13 protein-coding genes are annotated in these 21,530 nt (G+C 57.9%); 4 read left to right on the plus strand and 9 right to left on the minus strand.

What is annotated here, in order from left to right; all coding sequences use genetic code 11:
• Positions 1-5: 5 nt before the first annotated feature.
• Positions 6-2,783 (plus strand): DEAD/DEAH box helicase, encoded by a 2,778-nt coding sequence (locus PSR62_RS07285; protein ID WP_274407137.1) that lies wholly within the window; start codon positions 6-8, stop codon positions 2,781-2,783.
• Here the strand turns inward: PSR62_RS07285 and PSR62_RS07290 are convergent.
• The 9 genes from PSR62_RS07290 to PSR62_RS07330 form a co-directional block, all read right to left on the minus strand.
• On the minus strand, positions 2,770-3,549 hold the full coding sequence (locus PSR62_RS07290; protein ID WP_274407138.1) for a hydroxypyruvate isomerase family protein: 780 nt from the start codon (positions 3,547-3,549) through the stop codon (positions 2,770-2,772). The two genes, PSR62_RS07285 and PSR62_RS07290, sit on opposite strands and share 14 nt — an antisense overlap.
• On the minus strand, positions 3,546-4,643 hold the full coding sequence (locus tag PSR62_RS07295) for a hypothetical protein (RefSeq protein ID WP_274407139.1): 1,098 nt from the start codon (positions 4,641-4,643) through the stop codon (positions 3,546-3,548). Before PSR62_RS07295 ends, PSR62_RS07290 begins: the two co-directional genes overlap by 4 nt.
• Entirely contained in the window at positions 4,640-7,063 is a 2,424-nt protein-coding gene (locus tag PSR62_RS07300; RefSeq protein WP_274407140.1) for an Ig-like domain-containing protein, read from the minus strand. The genes PSR62_RS07295 and PSR62_RS07300 overlap by 4 nt, the downstream gene beginning before the upstream one ends.
• Positions 7,060-10,989 carry a hypothetical protein gene (locus PSR62_RS07305; protein ID WP_274407141.1) on the minus strand — a complete coding sequence of 1,310 codons (3,930 nt, stop codon included), beginning with the start codon at positions 10,987-10,989 and terminating at the stop codon, positions 7,060-7,062. The genes PSR62_RS07300 and PSR62_RS07305 overlap by 4 nt, the downstream gene beginning before the upstream one ends.
• Positions 10,970-13,078, minus strand: a complete 2,109-nt coding sequence (locus PSR62_RS07310; protein ID WP_274407142.1) for a BatA domain-containing protein — start codon at positions 13,076-13,078, stop codon at positions 10,970-10,972. The genes PSR62_RS07305 and PSR62_RS07310 overlap by 20 nt, the downstream gene beginning before the upstream one ends.
• A 2-nt stretch (positions 13,079-13,080) precedes the next feature.
• Positions 13,081-14,118 carry a DUF58 domain-containing protein gene (locus PSR62_RS07315; RefSeq protein ID WP_274407143.1) on the minus strand — a complete coding sequence of 346 codons (1,038 nt, stop codon included), beginning with the start codon at positions 14,116-14,118 and terminating at the stop codon, positions 13,081-13,083.
• Between the two features lies 1 nt (position 14,119).
• Positions 14,120-15,115 (minus strand): AAA family ATPase, encoded by a 996-nt coding sequence (locus PSR62_RS07320; RefSeq protein WP_274408184.1) that lies wholly within the window; start codon positions 15,113-15,115, stop codon positions 14,120-14,122.
• 73 nt (positions 15,116-15,188) lie between these two features.
• Positions 15,189-16,235, minus strand: a complete 1,047-nt coding sequence (locus tag PSR62_RS07325) for a DUF4159 domain-containing protein (RefSeq protein ID WP_274407144.1) — start codon at positions 16,233-16,235, stop codon at positions 15,189-15,191.
• Positions 16,236-16,378: 143 nt separating this feature from the next.
• Complete coding sequence (locus PSR62_RS07330) at positions 16,379-19,105, minus strand: peptidase MA family metallohydrolase (RefSeq protein ID WP_443217406.1); 2,727 nt, start codon at positions 19,103-19,105, stop codon at positions 16,379-16,381.
• Positions 19,106-19,346: 241 nt separating this feature from the next.
• Here PSR62_RS07330 and PSR62_RS07335 point away from each other — a divergent pair, with 241 nt between their 5' ends.
• Genes PSR62_RS07335 through PSR62_RS07345 form a run of 3 tightly spaced genes read left to right on the plus strand, consistent with a single transcriptional unit; the run spans position 19,347 to position 21,510 of the window.
• On the plus strand, positions 19,347-20,045 hold the full coding sequence (locus tag PSR62_RS07335) for an AIM24 family protein (protein WP_274407146.1): 699 nt from the start codon (positions 19,347-19,349) through the stop codon (positions 20,043-20,045).
• An 8-nt stretch (positions 20,046-20,053) separates the two neighbouring features.
• The gene (locus tag PSR62_RS07340; RefSeq protein ID WP_274407147.1) at positions 20,054-20,812 is read left to right on the plus strand and encodes an exodeoxyribonuclease III; all 759 of its coding nucleotides are present in this window, start codon (positions 20,054-20,056) and stop codon (positions 20,810-20,812) included.
• Positions 20,809-21,510: a hypothetical protein gene (locus PSR62_RS07345; RefSeq protein WP_274407148.1), complete on the plus strand. Its 702-nt coding sequence runs from the start codon at positions 20,809-20,811 to the stop codon at positions 21,508-21,510. The genes PSR62_RS07340 and PSR62_RS07345 overlap by 4 nt, the downstream gene beginning before the upstream one ends.
• Positions 21,511-21,530 lie beyond the last annotated feature (20 nt).

Below are 21,530 nucleotides of genomic sequence, written 5' to 3' on the forward strand. Positions count from 1 at the left end.
TTTTGATGTCTGATCATCCCGCTTCCAAGGAAACGTTGGTCGATCCCACGTCCGAGTTGAACTCGCAAGAACAAACTCTGGACACGTTTGAGATGTCGACCACGGAGACTGTGGTCGATCTTTCAGCCCAGTGGGCCACCCAGTATGCCAACGCTGTGATCGATCCGAGCGAAGTTGCTTCGCCAACCGTCGACGAATCACTGTTGTACTACCAAGCCGATTGCACCGAAGAAACTTCGGATGCACCCGTGGAGGTCCAACCTGAATTGTCTGTCGAGCCCGTTCAAGCGGAAGTCGCTGAACTGGAACAACCGATTCAGGATCCACCCGCTCTGCAAGAGCAGCCGGTTGTCTCGGAGCCCGAAGTGGTGGCTGAATCGCAACCCGAGCCACAACCCGTGGTCCAATCCGAGCCAGTGGTTTCGCAACAGCCACTCGAGCCTGTTGCACAGCCTGAGCCTGTTGCACAGCCTGAGCCTGTTGCACAGCCTGAGGCCGTCGCACAGCCCGAGCCGATCGTTCAGTCGGAACCTGTTGCTCAGTCGGAACCTGTTGTTCAGCAAGAACCTGTCGCTCAGCAAGAGCCTGTCGCTCAGCAAGAACCTGTTGCTCAGCAAGAAATCGTGGAAGAGCAACAGCCAGCTGCATCGCCAGAAGCGATCGTTCAACCAGAAGCGGTCGTTTCGCAAGTGCCCGTGGCAGAACCCAAACCTGTTGCACAGCCAGCACCTGTCGTCGAGGCAGCACCTGTCGCCGAAGCAGTGGCTGTTCCCAAGCCAGAATTGGACGTCAAACCCGTTGAGCCAGTCGCTCAGCCAGTCGCGTCTGTTCGAGAAGAAACGAACCCGTCCGCTCCGGCCAGTGAAAGTGCGAAGGCGGAAGTGTCTCCGCAGTCAAACGAACCCACCGAGCCCTTGTTCAGCGACCTGAAATTGCGCAAAGAAGTGCAAAAGGCAGTGGCGGCTTCTGGGTACGACAAACCCACGCCAATCCAAGCTGAGATCATTCCGTACATGCTGGATGGTCGCGACGTTTTGGCTCAGTCGCAAACTGGTACCGGCAAGACAGCCGCCTTCGCACTGCCGATCTTGTCGCGAGTGGACGTTCGCAATCGTCGTCCGCAGGTGCTCGTGTTGGCACCCACGCGAGAATTGGCGATTCAAGTCGCTCGGTCGTTCACCAAGTACGGTGCCGATCTGGACGGTTTCCAAGTCGCAGCCATCTACGGTGGTCAAGATTACGAACCCCAGTTGCGTCAACTCCGGCGTGGTGTCCAAGTGGTGGTTGGGACACCCGGTCGAGTGATCGATCACGTCAAGCGTGGCACACTGGACCTTGGTTCGCTCGATTGCCTCGTGCTCGACGAAGCCGACGAGATGCTCAACATGGGATTCTTGGAGGACGTGCAATTCGTCCTTGAGAAAACTCCCGACGGACGCCAAGTTGCTTTGTTCTCAGCGACGTTGCCCAAGCCCATTCGCAAGATCGCGGATGAGTACTTGAACGATCCCGCTCGGATCACGATCAAATCCAAGACCATCACGGCAGCATCGGTTCGCCAGCGGGCACTGTTTGTCTCACCACGCGACAAGACCGACGCCCTGGCTCGCCTCTTGGAAGTGGAAGACACCGACGGCGTCATCGTCTTCACCAAGACGAAGGATTCCACCCTCAGTGTTGCTGAGAAATTGAGCCAGCAAGGTTTCTCCGCCGTTGCGCTCAACGGCGACATGCCGCAAAAAGTTCGTGAACGGACCATTGATCAGCTCAAACGGGGACAACTCGACGTGTTGGTTGCCACCGATGTGGCCGCTCGAGGTTTGGACGTTCCGCGAATCAGTCACGTGTTCAACTATGATTTGCCGCATGACAGCGAATCGTATGTGCACCGCATCGGGCGAACAGGACGTGCCGGACGCAGTGGAGAAGCGATCATCTTCCTGACCAACGCTCAGCGTCGTCAGCTTCGCTTCATCGAGAACACGACCAAGCAGCCCATTGAAGTCGTTGATCTTCCGACGGTGGCCGACATCAACAACGCTCGCGTGCGTCGATTCAAGCAACGCATCACCGATGTCTCTGCCGACCAAGATCTGACTGTCTTCAAAGACATGATCGCTCAGTACGCCGAGGAAACGGGCAAACCGATGGACATGATCGCCGCCGCGTTGGCCGGAATGAGCCAAGACGGACGTCCGTTCTTGTTGAAGGAACGCCCAAAGAAACAACGTGAACGTCCCGAGCGAGACAATTCTCGCGGGCGGGACTCATTCGATTCGAATGACCGATCTGGCAACCGTGGATCCTTCGGCGACGATCGATCTCGTCGTCCCAAAGGTCGTCCACTGACGCCCGTCAAAGAAGGCATGACCCGCTATCGTCTCGATGTGGGTTGGCAAGACGGAGTCAAACCTGGCAACATCGTCGGTGCGGTCGCCAACGAAGCTGGCATCGATGGCGAGTTCATCGGGCCAATCAACATTCGTGATTCGCACACGCTGATCGATCTGCCCGAAGGCATGCCATCGGACATCTACCAAACGCTTCGTAAAACGTGGGTCGCCGGAAAACGGTTGAACCTCGAAGAAGCCGGCGATGTGGTGGATGACAACGAAGGCGACGGTGCTCGCAGTAACTTCCGCAAAAGCAAGTTCTCCGGCGGCGGAGATTCGCGTGGCAAAAGTTTCAGCGGAGGAAAGCGTTCGTTCGCCAACAAGTCCCGCAACAACGGAAGCACCGCTCCGAGTGCGAAACGCGGCAAGAAGAAATTCAAACCTTCTTGATCCAGGACGCCGCGTTGCGAAGTCCCGCGGCGGCATCGTTCACCGGCCAGTACTCCAGCCCAACGTGGCCGGAGTAGCCGGTGTCCGCGATCGCCGCGAAGATGGACGGGTAATGCAATTCGCCCCGGTCGAGTTCATGTCGACCGGGATTGCCGGCGGCATGAAAGTGAGCGATCGCATGGATGTTCTGCGTTAAGTTCGCGATCACGTGGCCTTCACTGATCTGCTGGTGATAGATGTCGAATGTCACCTTCACGTTCGGGCTGCCAACTTCTTCGATGATCGAGAACGCTTCGTCACTGCGGACCAAGTAGTACCCCGCGTGATCGATCAGTTCGTTGAGTGGTTCAATCGCCAGAACCACACCCGAATCTTCCAGCATCGAGGCGGCTGCTTTCAAGCCCGCGATCAGGCAGTCCCGTTGCTCCGCTCGGTCGACACCCGGGCGTGCGTCACCAACTTGTGAGATCAGCACGGGGCAATTCAGGTGCTTGGCCGCGGCAATGGATTCCTTCACGCCGGCCAGGTATTCGGCTCGCGTGGAAGGATCGACGAGGCTCACGAACTTGGTGCAAATCGCTGCAAGCTGCAGTTGCCATTCTTCGCGAGCTTGATTGATCGCGTCCAGGTCCTTGTCCCACCACTTCCAGAATTCGAAGGCGGGGTAGCCACACTCAGCGACCAATTTCATCGCCTCCACAGTGGACAGGTTTTCGAGGACAGCGTCCACGCAGACAGAAGCTTTCAATCGAGCGGGGGAGTTCATGGAGGCGAGTTGCTTTCAACTTCGTGGTAGAGTTCGGCGAGCGGGACCAGGATTTTTTCGAGGTGGTCCGCCCATTGATTGTCTGGAAAGGCGGCGGGATCGGACAGTCGCTGCATGCGAAGTGCATCCAGTTGGTTTTCAAATTCGTCCCGACGTTGGAGTTGATCGTCGGTCCAATTCAGTGAGTTGGCAACCGGGGCGATCGTCATTCGCGCCGCCTGTTTTCCGTCCAGCTTTGCCAGTTGTTCTGGAGTGAGCACCTGGTTGCGAAGATCGTTCGCTTGCGACCCAAGCCCATCGCCGTTGTCATCGATCAAGGCATGTTCCGTCGCGATGCGATCCTCTGCTTCGTAGAACAGTTCGACGTCTTTGCTCGCTCTCACAAACGCTTCGCGAATCGAGACGGCATCGTCGTGATCGAGATCGGAATCCATCGACGCCAAGGCTTCTGCGAAGTACTGCCCGAACCTCGCGAAATTCTGTTCGTTGCCGCTCTTGGTGGCCGTCACGATGATTCGGTTGGGACCCGACAAAGCGTTGATGAACGGGCCGCTCGACGAGGCGTTGTTGACGATCACGACGGGACGCTTGAAACCCGCCAACCAGTCATTCATTTGATCTGCGGAAACGTCCGGCCCTCGCAAATTGAACTTGGCGACGTTGCGGGCAAAGGTGCCGTGCCCGATCAACGAAATCCACAGCGGTCGCGGCGAATCGGTTTCGAAACCCTCCAAGGCTTTCTCAAGCAACTGCAGATCATTCAGTTCGCTTTTCGAAGATGCGTCCCCAATTCGAACCGCGTTCAACTTTGCTGCTTTCGCGAGTTGCATCCAGGTGCCGGACCACTCGCGAAAAACGGGCTCGTAGGTTTCCTCGCCGGCGGCGCCCACCACGACCATCAGGTCGCCACGAATGATTTCGGCTGGTTCCGGAGCGGTGGTGTTCGCTTCGTCGCCCACCTCGAGTTTCGCGGCCGGTTCGTCAGTGGATGTGTCTTGCCCCCATGCCAAGGTCGATGCGGGCAGGCACAACGCCGTCGTGAGGCACAGCTTGGGCCATTTTTTTTGGGGAAGCATTTTCAGTCGGTTGTTCATGCGAGTCCCTTCCATCGTCGAAGTCCCCATTCGCCGCACAGACACGCCATCGCGAGTAGCATCACCCATGTTTGGTGCCAAAGTGGATAGACCCAAGTTTCGGTCACTGGTATTTCTCGATTGGGAAGGTCGCTGACGAAGCCATCGAGGTCAGAAACTCGCAGGACTTCACCGCCCGTGGTTTCGGCCAGGTTGCTGAGCCAAGTTTCGTTCCATGACAGTCGCTGAGTTTCTTCCATGCCAGGGTCGCTGACCCAGCCGCCTTCATCGTTTCCGATGTAGCTTTGATCGGCCGCTTTCGCATCGGCCGACACGGTGAATCGACCGGAATCACGTGAGACAAACGTTGCCGTGTAGGTTCCAAGCTCATTTGCATCCGGCCGCGCGGTGAGCGGGATCGCGACGCCATCTTCGCCGGTCACGTTCAGTGTGACGGTCGCATTTTCCATGGGCAGATACGATTCGTCTCGCACCAAGACTCGCAGGTGGGTCGACCCGGTTGAGCCATCCGGTTGGATTGTCAGTTCCACCCGACGCGGCACTTCGCCGACCAACCAGCGTGCCATCTGACGCCACGCCTGAGCGGGATCGTCGTTGGCTTCGGTGGAACTGTCGTTCTGGTTGTTTCGCATCGACCAACGCCAGAAATCGCCGATCGGCATTGCGGCCGTTCGCCCTTTTCCAAACCGCTGGGTGACGAAAGCGGGGGCGGGCTGGCCGGATTCTGATTCCAGCTGAGCCAGTTCGATGGCTCCAGGTTTGATGTCGCCGACTTCATGCGTGACTCGAAACGGTGGCATCTTCGACAGTCGTAGTTTTTCAGCGGCTTCGGTTTCGCGGAGTCGTTGCCAAGGCTGCAGCATGCCTTCTCGTGTGATCGACCACTTGCCGCTGGGAGCCGGTTGATCAGATCGATTTCGCGGAGCATAAACGGGGGAAAGTTCGCCCAGCGGAGTCTTGCCAAAGGAATCATCGTCGAACGATTCTTGGCCGCCCAGCATCAGCAAGCCGCCACCTCGCAGGCTCACGAATTGCCGCAGCAGAAGCATTTGGTCCTGTGTGAAAAACTCCGGCTCGATGTCGTCCAGAATGATCCCGTGGTAGCCAAACAGTTCTTCGGGCGTTTCGGGAAACCCTTTGCTGAGTTCTTCTGATTCCTTCACGCCCAATCGGATCATGACGGCTTCGTCGTACTGTTCGCGAGTTTCTTCTTCGTCTTCTCCCAGGCCGGCGAACAGCGGGTTGCTGCTGTTGACGCCTTTGTCGCGGAAGCTGAACTTGGGTTCCTTGTCAGCGATTCGAAGCAGTCCCACAAGCTGGGTTTCCGCGTCGCTTTGCAACGCGCGGCGAAGGAACTTGAATTCCCAGTTCGGACGTCCGGCCAGGTACAAAATTCGAAATGGACCCCGGCGAGGTTGAACGTCGATCCACCGCTGATTGTTTCGCAGGGTGGCTTCATCGCCAGAGGATCCTTCCAGCCACGCGTTGCCTTCGTCGATTTGCGATCGAATCGATTGGCGTTGCGACGGCGCAAACGCCAGCACCCGATAGAACTGAGTTCCTGCCTGTTCGGGGCGAAAGCGAAATGTGACGGATTGCAGTTCGCCTTCCTTTTCGATGGTGACCGTCTTCTCTTCGACGGACGTTCCGGACGCGTTCAGCAATTGAACAACGACTTCCTGGTTCTGGAGCCCCGTCGCCATCACGTCGGCGCGAACGGTCATCGGCGAGGTCTCAAAATCACTTTGAGTCACACTGACTCGTTCCAGTCGCAGATCCATCGGTGTGGTCGGGCTGTCTGGTAGCACTGGGAAGATTGGAAACGGGAAATCAGTGCGTGCCATCTTGGCGGCGGCGGAGTCGGTGAGGTTGCCATCGCTGAACAGCAACGCACCAGCCACGGGACGCCCCTCCAGTCGCTGAGACAAGGCCTCCAGCGACGTTTGCAGCGACGACTGCGTGCCGTTGAAGTCAAGCGTTTCGATGTCGGCCAGACGACTCAGGCGTGCATCGGCGCCGAACAAACGGACATCGAAGGTTTGCTCCAGGCGAACTCGCCACGGGGAATCCGCTGCCAATTCGTTGGCAAACTTCTGCCCCCGCGAAAACGCTTCCTCGTCGTCTTGGAGCTGCATGCTCTGGCTGGTGTCGACCAGGATCGGAAACAAGTTGGCTTGCGGACGCGGTCGTTCGCCCCGCCACATCGGCTGAAGCAAACACATCAGCATCAACGCGACGGCAATCAGTTTCAGGGTCGCTGCGAGCACGCGAATGGGGGTGCTGGCGCGAGAACGCGTGTAGGACCAACCGATGGCTGCCGCCAGCACGACCGCCAGAATTCCTGCTGGAAGAATCCACTCCGGGGCACCCCAGATCAAGTGCTGGGTCCAGTTGTCAGAGGAGTTGAGAGCGTCGTTCAAAGCCCGCTCCCAATTCGTTCGTAGTAACGACGCACCGCTTCGGAGTACTGGTCCGGAACCGGATCACGATCGATTGGAACCAGCGATTGCTTCTTGGCACTGCGCCGCATGGATTCCTCGGCGAGATCACGTTTGAGTTCTCGCATGGGTTCGACAATCATTTCCTCCACCAAATCCCATTGAGGTGGTTTGGATTCGCGGCGAATCTCCTCTCGCATGTCACGAGCTCGTTCTCGGATTCGGGTGGCACGGGAACGCAGTTCGGGATCGGAAACCATCTCCTCGATGTCACGCAAGCCATCGGACCATTCGCGGAAACCTTCTCCGGTCAGAGGTGAGGTGAAGTTGCTGGGTGAAGACGGTGCTTGGGCCGCAGACGGAGTGGCACCGCCTGGTTGCCCTGCTTGTGCCTGACCCTGCTGCGGTTGGCCCTGCTGCGGTGGTTGGCCCTGTTGCGGTTGTGAGCCGGGGCGAAGACCAGGAGGCCCTTGCGGACGCTCGGTGGATGCTTGCGGTTCGGTGCTTTCAGAGGGTTCACCTTGTGCTTGTCCGCCCTGCCCTGCCCCACCCTGCCCCGGCGAGGTTGACTGCGAAGGCGAATTGGATGGTTGACCCGTTTCCGATTCGCCGGGTGATTGTTCTCCCGGTTCTTGTTTATCTCGCGATTGACTGGGGCCACCTTGGCCAGGTTGGCTTTCCTCGCCGGGTTGTTGTTGGCCAGGTTGTCCTTCCCCTTGTTCTTGCCCTTGGCCGGGCTGGTTCTCACCTGGCTGTCCTTGTTGGGGTTCGTCTTCTCCAGGCTGACGTTCCGTTGGCTCCGAAGGTTCGCCCTGCCCTGCCCCACTGGGATCGTCCGAGCGTGCTTGTTGGACTTCGTCTTCGACGGCGGATTCCAATTGCTCGGCCAGATTCGCGGCACGCTGCAATCCTTCCGCTTCGTTGCCCAGCACGCTTTCAGCGGCGGCTTCGATTTGCTCGCTCAGCTCTTCGATCGCGTCCCCAGCCTGCCCTGCCATCTGCTGGGACTGCGGGTCAAAGCCACGCTGGAGAAGTTGGCTGGCGGCATCGAGTCGTTCTTCCGCCCGACGTTGTTGCGTTTCGCGAAAAGCGTCGTACAGGTTTTGAGCCAGCAACGGCTCGGACTCCTCTGCCTCCTGAACGACTTCTTCGATGTCCTCCATCAGTTCCGTCAGTGCTTCACGTTGCCCCGTGAGAGCTTCTTTCAGTTCTTCGCGACTGCCACTGGAACGCAGCCCCGGCGAATCGCTGGGAGCATCCAGCTCTGAGAGTTGTTCTTCGAGTTCCTGTTGTCCTGTGTTCAGGTCGCGAGCCCGGTCACGCATTGACTGCATCGCTTCGTTGAACTGACCGGCGGCTTGTTCGCGAATTTCTTCTCGAACCGATTCCAGTTCACGCTCGGCGCGTTTGCCGCTGGACAATGCCGTCGCTGCGTCCTGTTGTTCCATCGCTTCCCCCGCCTCGCGAATGTTTTCACGCGTCTGTTCGAGTTGTTCGCTGGCCTCTTGCATGTTGGATGCGTTTTCGGGCGAGTTCATGCGTTCCATCAGTTCGTCGGTTTGACGAAGCATGTCTTGCTGCTGTTCACGGAGTCGTTCCAGTTGGCGGCGCAGTTCCTCCTTTTCTTCTTCTTCGTCGGCCAATTGCAACGCGGACTGAAGCTGCGCGAGTTCCTCGTTGAGGTCTTGTTGGCGACGCGCCAGTTCACCCAGGCGACTGAGCACCTGACGGGTTTCGCGTTGAGCTTGCTGCTCCGGTGTCATTTGAGCTTGTTGTTGCGTTTCGTAGCGGTCCTGTTCTTGGTCGAGTTCCAACTCGTCGAGTTGTTGTTGCTTGCGTTGTTGACCCGCGGATCCTTGGCTGGGTTGTTGCTGTTGCGAACGCGAGACTTCGAATTCGCTGGCTCGCATCCGCAGCAGACCCGCGTAGGCAGATTGTTCCGCCACCACAGCCGCCGACAGCGGTTCGCGATCACTGGTCTCAATGGCTCGCTTCAGTTCGGCAACCGCTGTCTGCATGGATTGTCGGACGTTGGCGGCGTGCTGCTTGGATTCGGCTTCGGTGAGCTCCTGTGCCAGTTCGTCCAGTTGAGCGATCAGGTCTTGTTGCGAGTCTGCGATCACGAGCACGTCGGCCGCGGTTTGCTCGTTCCAGCGGACGGTGGATTGCAGTAGCTTCCAAGTGGCCTGGATGATTTGTTTTTGCGTTTCAATCAGCTCTTCGGCCTGTTGTTCTTGCTCGCTCGGTTCCGATGGTTCCGAGGGTTGGCTGGATGAAGGGTCGCCTTCGCGAAAAATATCTTCGAACCGCCGGACCTCGGCGAAGTACAAATCGCTCTGCGTGCGACGGACTTCGGTTTTCGAGGATTCATTGGCGATCTTGTCTTCCGCCCAGAACGAATAGGACAGCAAATCGTCGGGTTTGGCCTCGAGCGATTCCATGTCGATCATGTGCTGGATCGTTTGCTTTTGATTGGCAGCGATGTTCTCGGCCAACACAATGTCCTGCGGCGGTTTGCCGGCGAAGGTCAGCGAGACACCCGCGCGAGCGAGCCCGTGATCGTCTCGAACTTCCGCCCCGATCAGGAACTCTTCCAAAGCTGAGACCGAAACGTCGCCACCGATCGTGGGACGAATCTTGGCCGACTGGTTGGGCAGCATTCGAACGATGAACTGAGTCGAGAGCTGGTTCGTGCGATCTTGCTCGTCTTTCAGCTCCACGTCGTATCGTTGGCTCTCTTCCACTTTGATCGCAACGGACCACCACAGCGGACGCTCGGGGTCTTGGGTCATCTCCAAGGGAGACGAGTCTTCGTAGTTGGCTTCGTTTTTCTTGTATGGCTTGGGGAAGAGTCGAGCCGACGTGACCGGTTTGTTGATTCGAACCCACCAAGTGACTTCGCTGCCTTTGGCCACCGAGACTCGCACCGTGTCTTCAATGCGTCGGTTCGGAAGCCCGGTGAACTCGGGATAATCGATCTCGGCGTCGCTTCGGGTGACGGCCGGGTATTCGAACACTTCGACGCGGTACTCTTCGCTTGACCAGTGAGGCAGTGCGACTCGGTAAGTGAAGGATTCGTTGACCTCGGGAACCAGACCGCCCCAGATGGGATCGGCCATGCTCCGTCGCATGGGCAGACGGGCGACACGAGGTTCGAGCAGGGCTTGGGAGAGAGTTGGGTCTGCGTCGGCAAGTTGTTCGGTCGGTTGATTGTCGATGGCCGTGAGGACGAGTTCCGGTTCCACAGCGGATTGGCGACCAATCCAAGCGGCTTGGAATTCCGCTGTGACCAGCAGGTTGGTGCCACGTTCGATTTCGGTGCTGCCAGGCTGAATCACCACATCCGGTTTGGGCAACACAACCGAAGAGGCCGTGGCGGAAGTGTCCGGTTTGGCCAGTAGAAAGAAGGCGGCCAGGGCAAGTGTCGCGAGTGTTCCCGACAAGCCGAACAATCGGTTGACCCATAGCCATCGCGAGGACACGACATCGGGCCAGTCGTTTCGACGTGCGTGCTCGCGAGCCTCACGCATCACCCGTTGATTCAGGTAGCTGTCGGGGTGTTGGGCAACGGAGTCATCAACCGCGGTGATCAGACGCTGGTCGAGGTCGGGGTAACGATGTTCGATTTCTCTCGCCACGGACTGCACGTTTCGAATTCGCAAACGGGCGGCGATCAAACAAGCGAGCGCAGCGATCACCAGGGTTGAAACGATCGCAACGGAGGTGGAGAGCGACGACGTTGAAATGGTCATCGATGACAGCAATGAGAGCGGGCGTTGGCTCGACACCAGCCACACCAGGGCGATCAAGGCGATCGACCAAGCCAGCCAGCCCAGCGATTGCCAGAAACGCAGTCGTCGCATCCGACGAATCACGGGATCGATACAATCAAGCAATTCGTTTCGCATAGCGTCCTCCCCAAAGGGTTTCGATCACCAACAGTCCGATCGCGGCGAGCAACAACCATTGCCACAAACGTTGGTTGCTTTCCAATTCGCGATCTCGCAGTTGCAGCGTCGCTTGAGTCAGTTTTTCAGCCGTGGCTGCTTCGCCCAAGCCGATGCCCAAACGTTCGAGCGTGTCTTCGTCCATCGCATCCGTTTGACTCTCGGATTCTGATAGGTTGCTGGCGAAGGTGATGGGTTCTTCGTCGGGCAATTTCAGTTGGTACACGCCTGGGCGATCAACAAAGTCGGCGTCCGAGGCTTGCTCGTAAGGCGAAGACTCACCGTCCGAGCGAACCAGTTCCGCGCCTTCGGTTGGCGGCCAGGGAAGCGGCGTGCCGACCACGTGGCCAGCCACCGAAGTAGCCACTCGCTCGTTGCCAGAGAACATCTGCGCGATCAAGGGGATGAACTTGGTCGACAAAGCCAATTGGCTCGATGATGGTTGCCAGCCCGTTGTTAGCAACCAGATGTTGCCAGACTGAGCCAGTGCCGGTGCCCCGGAATCGAAGGTCGCCAAAATGTTCCAGTCGGCCTCTTCCAGTCCGGAAACGTCACGGTGATTCCAAAATTGAATCTTGCTGAAATCGTTGAACTGCGGGTCCGCCATCGAAGCGAACACGGGGGATGAGAAATCCACTCGCGACCACATGGCGTAGTCATCAATTTTGGCTTCCTGGGTGGAAAGCGAATCGTCGTCGGTGATCGCTGCAAGGCAGTTCAGAACATCCGATGCACTGTCCGATTCATCCATCACGAACAGCACGCGGCCGCCGGCTTCGGCGTAGGTTCGAAGGGTTTGAGAGAACGAGTCGTTGGTGGCGACATCGCCGACCACCACCAATGGGCACTCGCGAGGGTCAAGGTCGGAAGGCAGCTGCGGGACGGCAACGGTTTCCATCGAGACCGTTCGCGTTGCGTTGTCGAGCGGAACACGTTCGAGGTAATAAAACAAACTTTCGCGAGGATCGTCTTCAGACGCTCCGACATACAGCAGCCGATACGAACGCTTTTCCGGAGCAACCCAGTGAATCGTGTTGTCAAACGGTGAGTCGTCACCGGACAAAACAATCGCGGTGGCGGAATCCGCGGGTTGGTCCATGCGAACAATCTGCGTCGCGTCGGCCTCAACCTGGATCGTTTGCTTGTCGCTCGCGTCATCCCATTGCAGCGTCAGATCAAACCGCGAGGCGAGCTTGGAATTGACGACTCGGATGGGAAGCTGGCGATTGGATTCGTTGCCGGTTGATTCTTGCAAGTTCTCCCGCGTTTGGTCGTTCATCACGATTGCGGTGGCATTGCCTTGTTCGGTGGGGACCACTCGGCGGATGTCCAGCGTGACTTCTTCCGGCCAAGTGTTTTGCTGCAATGCATCGATCTTGGACCCGTCTTGCAGATCCGAAATCAACACGATGCTGGCTGGGCCCGGAGGCTGATTGCGAGTTGCCGGTTCAGCTTCACTGGAGTTGTCTTCGGCAGGAGTCCGTGACTCGGTCGGCCACTGAGCCCAATCCGCGGCTTCGCGAAGAGCGGATCCGAGGTCCGTGGCTCGCCAAGTCGGTTGGATTTCCGTCAGTGCCTGCAAAGCGAGTGCGCTCTGGCGTTCATCGGATGTTGCGGCGAGTGATGTTTCCCAGATTCGATCGGTTTCGGTGTCGAACACAAACACCGCGAATTGATCTTGGGCAGAAAGGTCGGTTAGAACCGCTTCGGCTTTCTTGACGGCCTGATCCCAAAGGTCCTCTCGTTGCATGCTGGCGCTGCGGTCGATCAGCACCGCGATTCGCCGGACGGGGGTGTCGTTGAATTGGTCCGCGGCGCCGCGAAGGAACGGTCGGGCGAAAGCAGCGGCGAGCAACAGCAATGCCAAGGCTCGAAGGAGCAACAGCGGCCACTGATCCAATCGGCTGCGGCGGGTCAGCCGTGGCGGGACCTCGCGCAGGAACATCACCGAGCTGAATGGCATCGCACCCTTGGGATGCTGCCGAATCAGGTGGAACAAAATCGGTGCGGCGACGGCCAGTGCACCGGCCAGGAAAAACGGGGCGAGCATGCTCATCTGGAAGTGCCTCCCGAACTCAGCATGCCAGCTCGACTGACGCCCACACAGCGCCGTTGGTGAGCGGAGACGAAGTCTGACAGCGACTCTTGCAGTGGTCGGTCGGTGGTGCTGGTGTAAATCGCAGCGCCCACCGCATTGCAGATGGACTCAACTGCCGCGGCGTGTTCTTGGAAGGCGGCTTGATAGGCTTTGCGAGTCGCGTCCGGGTCGACCTGGATTTTGCGTCCGGTTTCCATGTCCACCAACACTTTGGATTCATCCACCGAAAGATGAACTTCGTTGGGGTCCAGGATCCTCAGCACGATCACTTCGTGTTGTCGCGACCGCAGCAAGGCGAGGGAACGTTGCAGTTCTTCGGTGGGCGAGAGCATGTCGCTGATCAGCACCACCAAACCACGACGGCGAGTGATGGCAGCGATTTGAGAGATTGGTCCGTTGATGTCGGTTCCAGAGCCCGATGTGGGACGTGCCAGGCAGGCGAGGATCTGACGGAGATGGCCAACGCGGCTGCGAGCGGGAACGACGTCTGCGATCGCTTCATCGAACGTCATCAGTCCAACATGGTCACGTTGCAACGTCAGGAAGTAGGCCAGCGTGGCGGCCAATGTTCTGGCGTATTCCATCTTGGTGTATTCGAGCGATCCGTAACCCATTGACTGGCTTTGGTCGACCAGCAAGTAACAACGCCGGTTGGTTTCGTCTTCGAATTTCTTGATGTAATAGCGATCGGTGCGGGCGAACAGTTTCCAGTCCAGTCCCCGCGGGTCGTCGCCGGGTGAGTAGGCTCGGTATTCGCTGAACTCGACCGAGGCCCCATGCAAAGGACTGCGATGCAAACCGCCGAAGAAGCCCTCCACAACCAGCTTCGATCGCAACTGTAAATTTTTGATCCGCATCAATGCATGCGGGTCCATCGAGGCCGCGGTTTCACCCTCGGCGCGCGAGGTCCCCGGAGCGTTCGCCTGAGACGAGTCCGGATGGCCGTCGGTGGCTTTCCGTGACGAGCGAGATTGACGTTGGAACCAGCTCAATTCAGACTTCCGTGGGGATTTCTTGAAGAAGTCGTGTGACCAGGTTCTCAACATTGAAACCTTCGGCCTCGGCCCGATAGCTCAGCAGGACTCGGTGTCGAAGCGTTGGATGAGCGAGAGCCTGGATGTCTTCGGTTCGGACGTGAGCGTGGCCGTTGAGGAGTGCTCTCGCCTTGGCGCCGAGCACCAATGTTTGAGCGGCTCGAAGGCCCGCGCCCCAAGAAGCGTATTGGTTGACGAAGTCAGGCGTTCCCTCTCGTCCCGGCCGACTCGCGGAGACCAAACGCACGGCGTAGGCGGCGATCGATTCCGCGATTGGAACACGTCGGACTGCGGCGTGAAAGCGAGCGACGTCTTCGCCGGTGAAGATCGGCTGGATCGGTTCGGGTTTCGTCGAGGTCGTTTGCAGAACCACCGCCAGTTCGTCTTTGGGCGGCAGGTAATCGATCAACACATTGAACAGGAATCGATCGAGTTGGGCTTCGGGCAGCGGGTACGTGCCCTCCATCTCGATCGGGTTTTGCGTTGCCAGCACGAAGAACGGTTCCTCCAGTTCAAATCGCTGGCCGCCGGCCGTGACTTGATGTTCTTGCATCGCTTCGAGCAACGCGGCCTGCGTCTTGGGCGGCGTCCGGTTGATCTCGTCAGCCAGGATCACGTTGGCGAAGATCGGTCCTTTGACGAATTGCAGTTTGCGGTGGCCGTCGGAGGATTGTTCCAGGATTTCTGTTCCGGTGATGTCCGCCGGCATCAAATCGGGGGTGAACTGAATCCGCTGAAACTTCAAGTGGAAAATTTTCGCGACGCTGCTGACCAGCAACGTTTTCGCGAGCCCGGGTGCTCCGGTGATCAAGCAATGACCGCCGGCGAACAGGCAGATCAGGAGTTGCTCGATGACTTCTTCTTGGCCAATGATGACCTTGGAAAGCTCTTGGACGATCCGCTCTCGCCCAGCGCGAATTTGCTCCACCACTTGGGCTTCGTCTTCGTGGGTCATGGTGTCCGTTGTCATGGAGTGCAATCGGGTTGGAGGGGCGTCGAAACCGTCGGTGGTTGATACTAGGATTGACTCAGTGGGTCATCGCATAGGTCACGATGTTGATTCCCATCGGGTAGGCTTTTTTGACCGAGAACTCATCGAAGTACCATTGGTCTTCGCCTTCGCGTTCCCAGCCGTCGCCCAGGTCGGTGTTGTGGCAAATGAAGACCATGATGCGGTCTTCGTCATCGGTGATGGCTCGGTAGTGAGGGACACTGGTGTCGCTTCCGTCACGCGACCATTCCCACGATCCCACGCTGCCATCGGCGCCACGCCTGGCCGAGTTGATCGCTGGGACTTGGGGTTTCTCTTTGAGGTCATAGACGATGTGAAAGATCTCGTGTGCCAAAGGAACTTCAAATGGATCGCGATCGGGGAACACGCGTTTGAGTTCGCTGCGCAGATTTTCGTACTGGGAATCGCCCCAGAAATCATCCACCATCAGGAAGCCACCGTTGAGGCAGTACTTGCGAAGAGCTTTCACCTCCGCATCTGAAAAGACGAGGCCACCGGGTTCGATGATGTAGATGAACGGGTAGTCAAACAATTCCTCGTCGGTCAGGCGGATGACCACCGGATCGGGATTGACCTTCAGAGATGTGAGTTGCTGCAGACGAAGCGAGAAGTTGAGATCGCTGTCGGGATAGTCGGTCCAGCAGCCACCGCCACCTCGACCACGACCGCCGTAGGAATCGTATTCAATTCGAGCGAACGTGAAGCTGTCCTGAGGGAAGCGTGAATCGACTTCCCAGGTTGGCACCCCGTTGCGATCAGCGGGAAGCGATCGGTTGCGACGTCCCCAGTAACCACGTTGCGCGAATGCGGCCCCACCCATCAAGAGAATCAACGCGGCAAGGATCCAACGACGATGGCCAAACAGTTGGCGAGAGAAGGTTGCCGGGGTGGATGGCTGGTGAATTTGTTTGACGTGGCCAGGAGCAGCGTCTTCGGAATGCGTCGTCACCTCTCCCCCAATTTCATTGGGGGAGAGGTCGAGCACGCCCTTCAGGCGTTGCTCGGGTGAGGGGGCATCCGCGTGACTTGGTTTGGTCTGTGGCGTTGCGAATTCGACCGCCATGTGATCCGCCCCCTCACCCGGACGACGGCTGGACGCCGCGTCCGACCTCTCCCCCGACGAGTGTCGGGGGAGAGGTGAATGGGAACCGAAGCTGCCCCGAGCAAGTGCTCGCAAGATACCTATTAGGTTGAAGTTGTTAGGGGTCACAGCGTTTCCTCCTCTTCGATGGCGGGCACTTTCACGGCCTCAGGATTTTCCACGTCCGCTGGGTCCGCAGTCGCCGGATCGCTACGCGAGGCCGCATGCTGCAGTTTCCAGAGCAAGCGGTGAGCGTCGCGGTAGCGGGGGGCCAATTCCAACGCCATCAGTGCATGGTGTTTCGCGGGGAAGGACTCGTTTTGGAGGTCGTAGGCGTTGGCCAAACGAAAATGCAACGCCGCTGGATCCACGGGATCCAATTCCAGCAGCGCCGACAAAGCCTCCACCGCCAAATCATGGCGATCAAGCTTTTCGGCAGCGACGGCGGATGCGAGGTGGAATTCAGGCAGCAAGGGCTGGATCGCGAGCGCCTGCTGCGAAGCGTCCAGAACGTTTTCCCATTGCTCTTCGGATTGGCCAATGTTGATCCAACGCCGCAAAGCCGGCAAAGCATCGCTGGATTGTGCCAGATTGTCTTGGATTGCACGAATTTCTTGGCGGTCGTGCCCCAGTTCACGGTGGGCGCGAGCCAGCCATTCCAGCGGGCCATCGCGTTCGCCCGTCAGCACGCCCAATTGCTGCATCCGCAAAAGCGGGACGAGAGCTTGTTCCCACTGCCCTGCCTCGATCGCACTTTTCGCCAGTTCGCGGAGTCCCCAGTAATTGGTTGGGTGGGCCCGTGTCCAGCCTTTCCAGGTTGTCAAATCGCCGTCGTCGGGCAATGTGTCGCGTGACCAATCGGCCAGCGCCCCGAATTGGTTGGCTCGTTGTTTGGCATACGCATCAAACTGGGCGTCCAAGCGTTGCAGCGATCCCGTGTGCCGAGTCAGGGCGTCGTTGATCGGAATGCCCGCGGCCAAATCATCCAGCACGGCCAGCAATGCCTCCTGGCCATGTTGTTCGATCAGGAATTCAATCACCAAGGACGATTCGTAGTAGGCAAACTGCAGTGCTGTCGCGGAAGGGGGCGACAAAAAGGCGGCACTCAGGTCACTGACCGGTGTCAGTTCATCGGAGAGCAGCATCGATCGATACTGGGGCGTCATCTTCTCGCCCCAGGAAGGATTGCGTTGGCGTTCTTCGTACACGGAGATGCCTTCGCTGAGCCAACGCGGCATTCGGTTCTTGGTTTTTTCGAGCGTGACCACGTGACAGAACTCGTGCCACAAAACGCTTTTCCAATTCGAGGGCCGTTCGCCTTGCGAGGCGGGGCTGTTGGCGGTGATGACTCGGCCGAAGCAGACGCCGAGGTACCCTGCCCCGCCCGGCAAACCAAACGTGCGAATGGCAAAGTCGTTTTGGTGCGGGAAGATCTCCACCAAGATCGGTTTGTCCGGCCTGACGTCGTATTTCTCGCACAAGACTTGCTTGGCATCCAGGAGCAACTCCAAGACGGCGTCGCCGTAAAGCTTGGCTTCTTTGGCGTCCATGCGGACTTGGATACCGTCTTGTTTCAGCACGGAAAACTTTGACGTCCGGTCGCGAAGCGTCATCAGGTTGTAGGCAACGACGTTGTACGGATCGGCCTTGGCGACTTCACCTGCGATTTCCCAACCGATCTCTTCCTCGCCCAATCGCAGCATGTCTTGCGCGAGTTGGAAACTGGCGGCGATGTGCAGTGGGTCGGCGCTGAGGGCCAAGTTCTGATACTCCGCACCTTCGGCAAAGCGATATTTCTCAGAGAGTTTCTTGCCGATCAGGTGATCGACGTCAGGGTTCTGTTCCCAGGTCGAGAGCGCCGCGGCACGCATCAGTTTTTCGACATCGTATTCGCCGTTCAAGTGAGCGATGACGGCGAGCAAGGCCCACGCCGATGGTTCGTGCAGGTTGATTTGCAACATCTGATTTGCGATGTCTTTGGCATCGTCGTAGCGTTCTCGATCAATCGCTCGCTCCGCCAACCACTGCAGCGAAGGCAGATGTTGCGGGTTGATGCGAAGAGCCATCGCGATCTGTTCGGCGGCCGTCTGCCCATCGCTGGATTCCAATGCTTTGGCGAGCAAATGGTGTAGTTCAGGCGTCTTTTCGCCCAGTTTCATCGCTTGCTGAAGCGTGTCGGCGGCGACTTGAAAATCGCCTTTTCGAATGGCCAGTTCGGCTGTGGCCAAGTAGGCGTCGAGGTATTCAGGGTCACGCTCTCGGACCCGATCGTAGAACATCTCCAGGACCTTGCGTGCGTCTTCGCCACGACCGGTGAGGAAGCGCCCCGCAGCAACCAGGTTGTCACGGGTGATGTATCCCGCGAAGGCGCGTTGCATTTGCGCGAACAAGTCCGCTTCTGCTTGGCCGACTTCATCTTGCAAGCCATTGAAACGCAGCACATCGAGTCCCATGTACCGCAGCGCGATGCTGGTTGGATATCGCTGCAACGCTTCGCGATAAGTTTGCAGGGCGGCGGCGTGGTCGCCTTGGGTCAGTTGGCACTGGATCAACAACCGCGGCCAACGTTCGCTCCAGACACCTCGCTCGACTTCGAAGGCGGCGGTTGCTGCAGCGTCGTCGTACTGGCCGTGGCGAAATTGTTGCACCGCGTCGTCGTAGCTGGCTGCCAAACCGGTCGCGGGCCTGCCGAGCGTCGCCAGCAGAGTGCAGACAACGACAGTGCAAAGCAGCCTCGTGGAGACGCGTTGCTGGCGGTCGCAAGCCGGGCCGCGGACCCATGATTGAGAACGCGAGCGGAGCACGCGATGTTCGTCGCGTTGGATGTCAACAAGGAAACCAGATGCATTCACTAGGACAGGTCTCATGCTTTGGTGCGCGGGTGGGAGGCGTCTCGTTCGAAAATCCTCGCAGGTTGATTCTACGCTCTCAGCAACCCGCTCGCACGAAGGAGGCTCGTTCGGTGCTCATCCGATCTCCAAGGAACCGCTACACTGCCTCGAATGTGGTGCTGCCCTCGAGCGTTGAATGGCGTTTGTGGCGTGCGCTCCGACGTTTGCCCCTTTGTATCAAGATGACCTGAAGGATCTCGCGATGAGTGAAAGACGCTATTCCCTCGAACGCTTTTTGGAGAAAACTCGGGACAAGGACCTCGACCAGGGGCTGTTTGAACTGGAATCGGACCGCATGCTCGACATCAACCTCAACGGGGAGGTGTGGACCAAGATGGGATCGATGGTCGCTTACACCGGCAATGTGAAGTTCGAACGCGAGGGCATTCTCTCGCAGGGGCTGGGCAATTTGCTGAAGAAGGCCGTCTCCGGCGAAGGCACGGCACTCACCAAAGTCAGCGGCAAAGGCTCCGTTTTCTGCGCGGACAGCGGCAAGAAGATCACGATTCTTGAACTGCAAAATGAAGCGATCTGTGTCAACGGAAACGACCTCCTCGCGTTCGAAATGTCATTGAACTACAACATCAAAATGATGAAGAAGATGACCGCGATGTTGGCGGGCGGGTTGTTCAATATCCGCCTGGAAGGCACGGGCATGGTTGCGATCACCAGCCACTATGATCCGATCACGTTGCCGGTCACACCTCATCAGCCCGTCGTGACGGACCCGAATGCAACCGTGCTGTGGTCCGGGCAACTGGAACCTCAACTCAAGACCGACGTGCAGTTCAAAACCATGCTCGGTCGCGGTTCAGGTGAATCGTTGCAGTTTCTTTTCCAGGGACATGGCTTTGTGGTGGTTCAGCCCTACGAAGAAGTTGTGTTTCAAAACCAAGGTTGATCGAAACGTTGAAACTGATTTCATGGAACGTCAACGGCATCCGTGCCTCAATGAACAAGGGTTTTCGCGAATTTGTCGAAAGCGAACAGCCTGATGTGCTGTGTCTGCAAGAGACGAAGGCGGAACCCGAACAAGTCGATTTGTCATGGGCGGATGAGCTGGGGTACCACCAGTTTTGGAACACGGCGACCAAGAAAGGTTACTCCGGTGTTTCGACCTGGAGTCGCGTGGAACCCTCCAACGTCACCAAGGGGTTGGACCTCGAGGAACATGACAACGAAGGCCGCGTGCTGACAACGACGTTCGCTGACTTTCACTTGGTCAATGTTTACACGCCGAACTCCCAGCGAGGCCTGGCTCGTTTGGAGTACCGGATGCAGTGGGACGAAGCCTTCCTGGACTACGTCCAAAAACTGAATCGTCGCAAACCTGTTTTATTCTGCGGCGACGTCAACTGCGCCCACCAAGAAATCGATTTGGCGAATCCCAAGTCCAATCGCAAAAACGCGGGCTTCAGCGATCAAGAGCGAGCGGGATTGGACGCCATCACCGAGGCTGGTTTCGTGGACTCTTTCCGACAATTTGAGGATGGCCCGGGGCACTATTCTTGGTGGACGTATCGCAGCGATGCTCGAGCCCGGAACATTGGGTGGCGTTTGGATTACTTCTGGGTCGCCAAGAAGTTCTGGGATCACGTCGCCGATGCACGGATTCGATGCGAGATCCATGGTTCGGACCACTGCCCTGTTGAGTTGACGTTGAAGTGAAGTTGCCACTGCCCTCGGTGCGAAAGCTCTTTCGAGAGCACTTCTCAGGTGATTCACCGATTTGGATCGATCCAGGGCAACGTGCGGCTCTGATCAAGGCCTGGCGGGCCAAACTGGGAAAGATCGAGGGCGTGAGGCTGACCACTCATCCCGGCGATCGCGATTCGCGGTCGCCGACTTGGGTGCGGTTCACCATTCCTGATCCGAATGCGTCGCAGACCTATTACCGCTCCGATGAGCTGCGTTTGGAACGCAACGACGAAGGCCAATTGGTGTGCGCGTTTGGGAAGTTCAATCGCGAAGTCACGGGATTGATCAGTGATTTTGACGAGCTGGAGAGCTTGGTGGCGGAGGTGCTTCGTCGCTACATCAAACGTCACGCAGGGGAAGCCAAGCGGGCAAAAGTCCGCACGATGAAGTCCAAAGCGATCGTCGCTCGGGTCAAGGCACTGGCCAAGGAAGAACAATTTGACTTCGCGACCAGCATGGACACGCAGAAATTGCGTCTGTTTGTGAAGTTGTCGAGCCAGCACATGATCGAGATCCACATCCCGTTCACACGATTCGAAAAGGTCTTGCCTCAACTGCAAGAAACCATTCGCACGCTTCGGTCGCTGTACGAGGACGGGTTGCGATTCAAGATGATCGGATTCATGCAGGCCGATTGGCGAACGGAATGGATTCGGTACGAAGACTGATTTTTGATTTTGATTCCCAC

The organism is Rhodopirellula sp. P2 (assembly GCF_028768465.1).
Classification (GTDB): domain Bacteria; phylum Planctomycetota; class Planctomycetia; order Pirellulales; family Pirellulaceae; genus Rhodopirellula.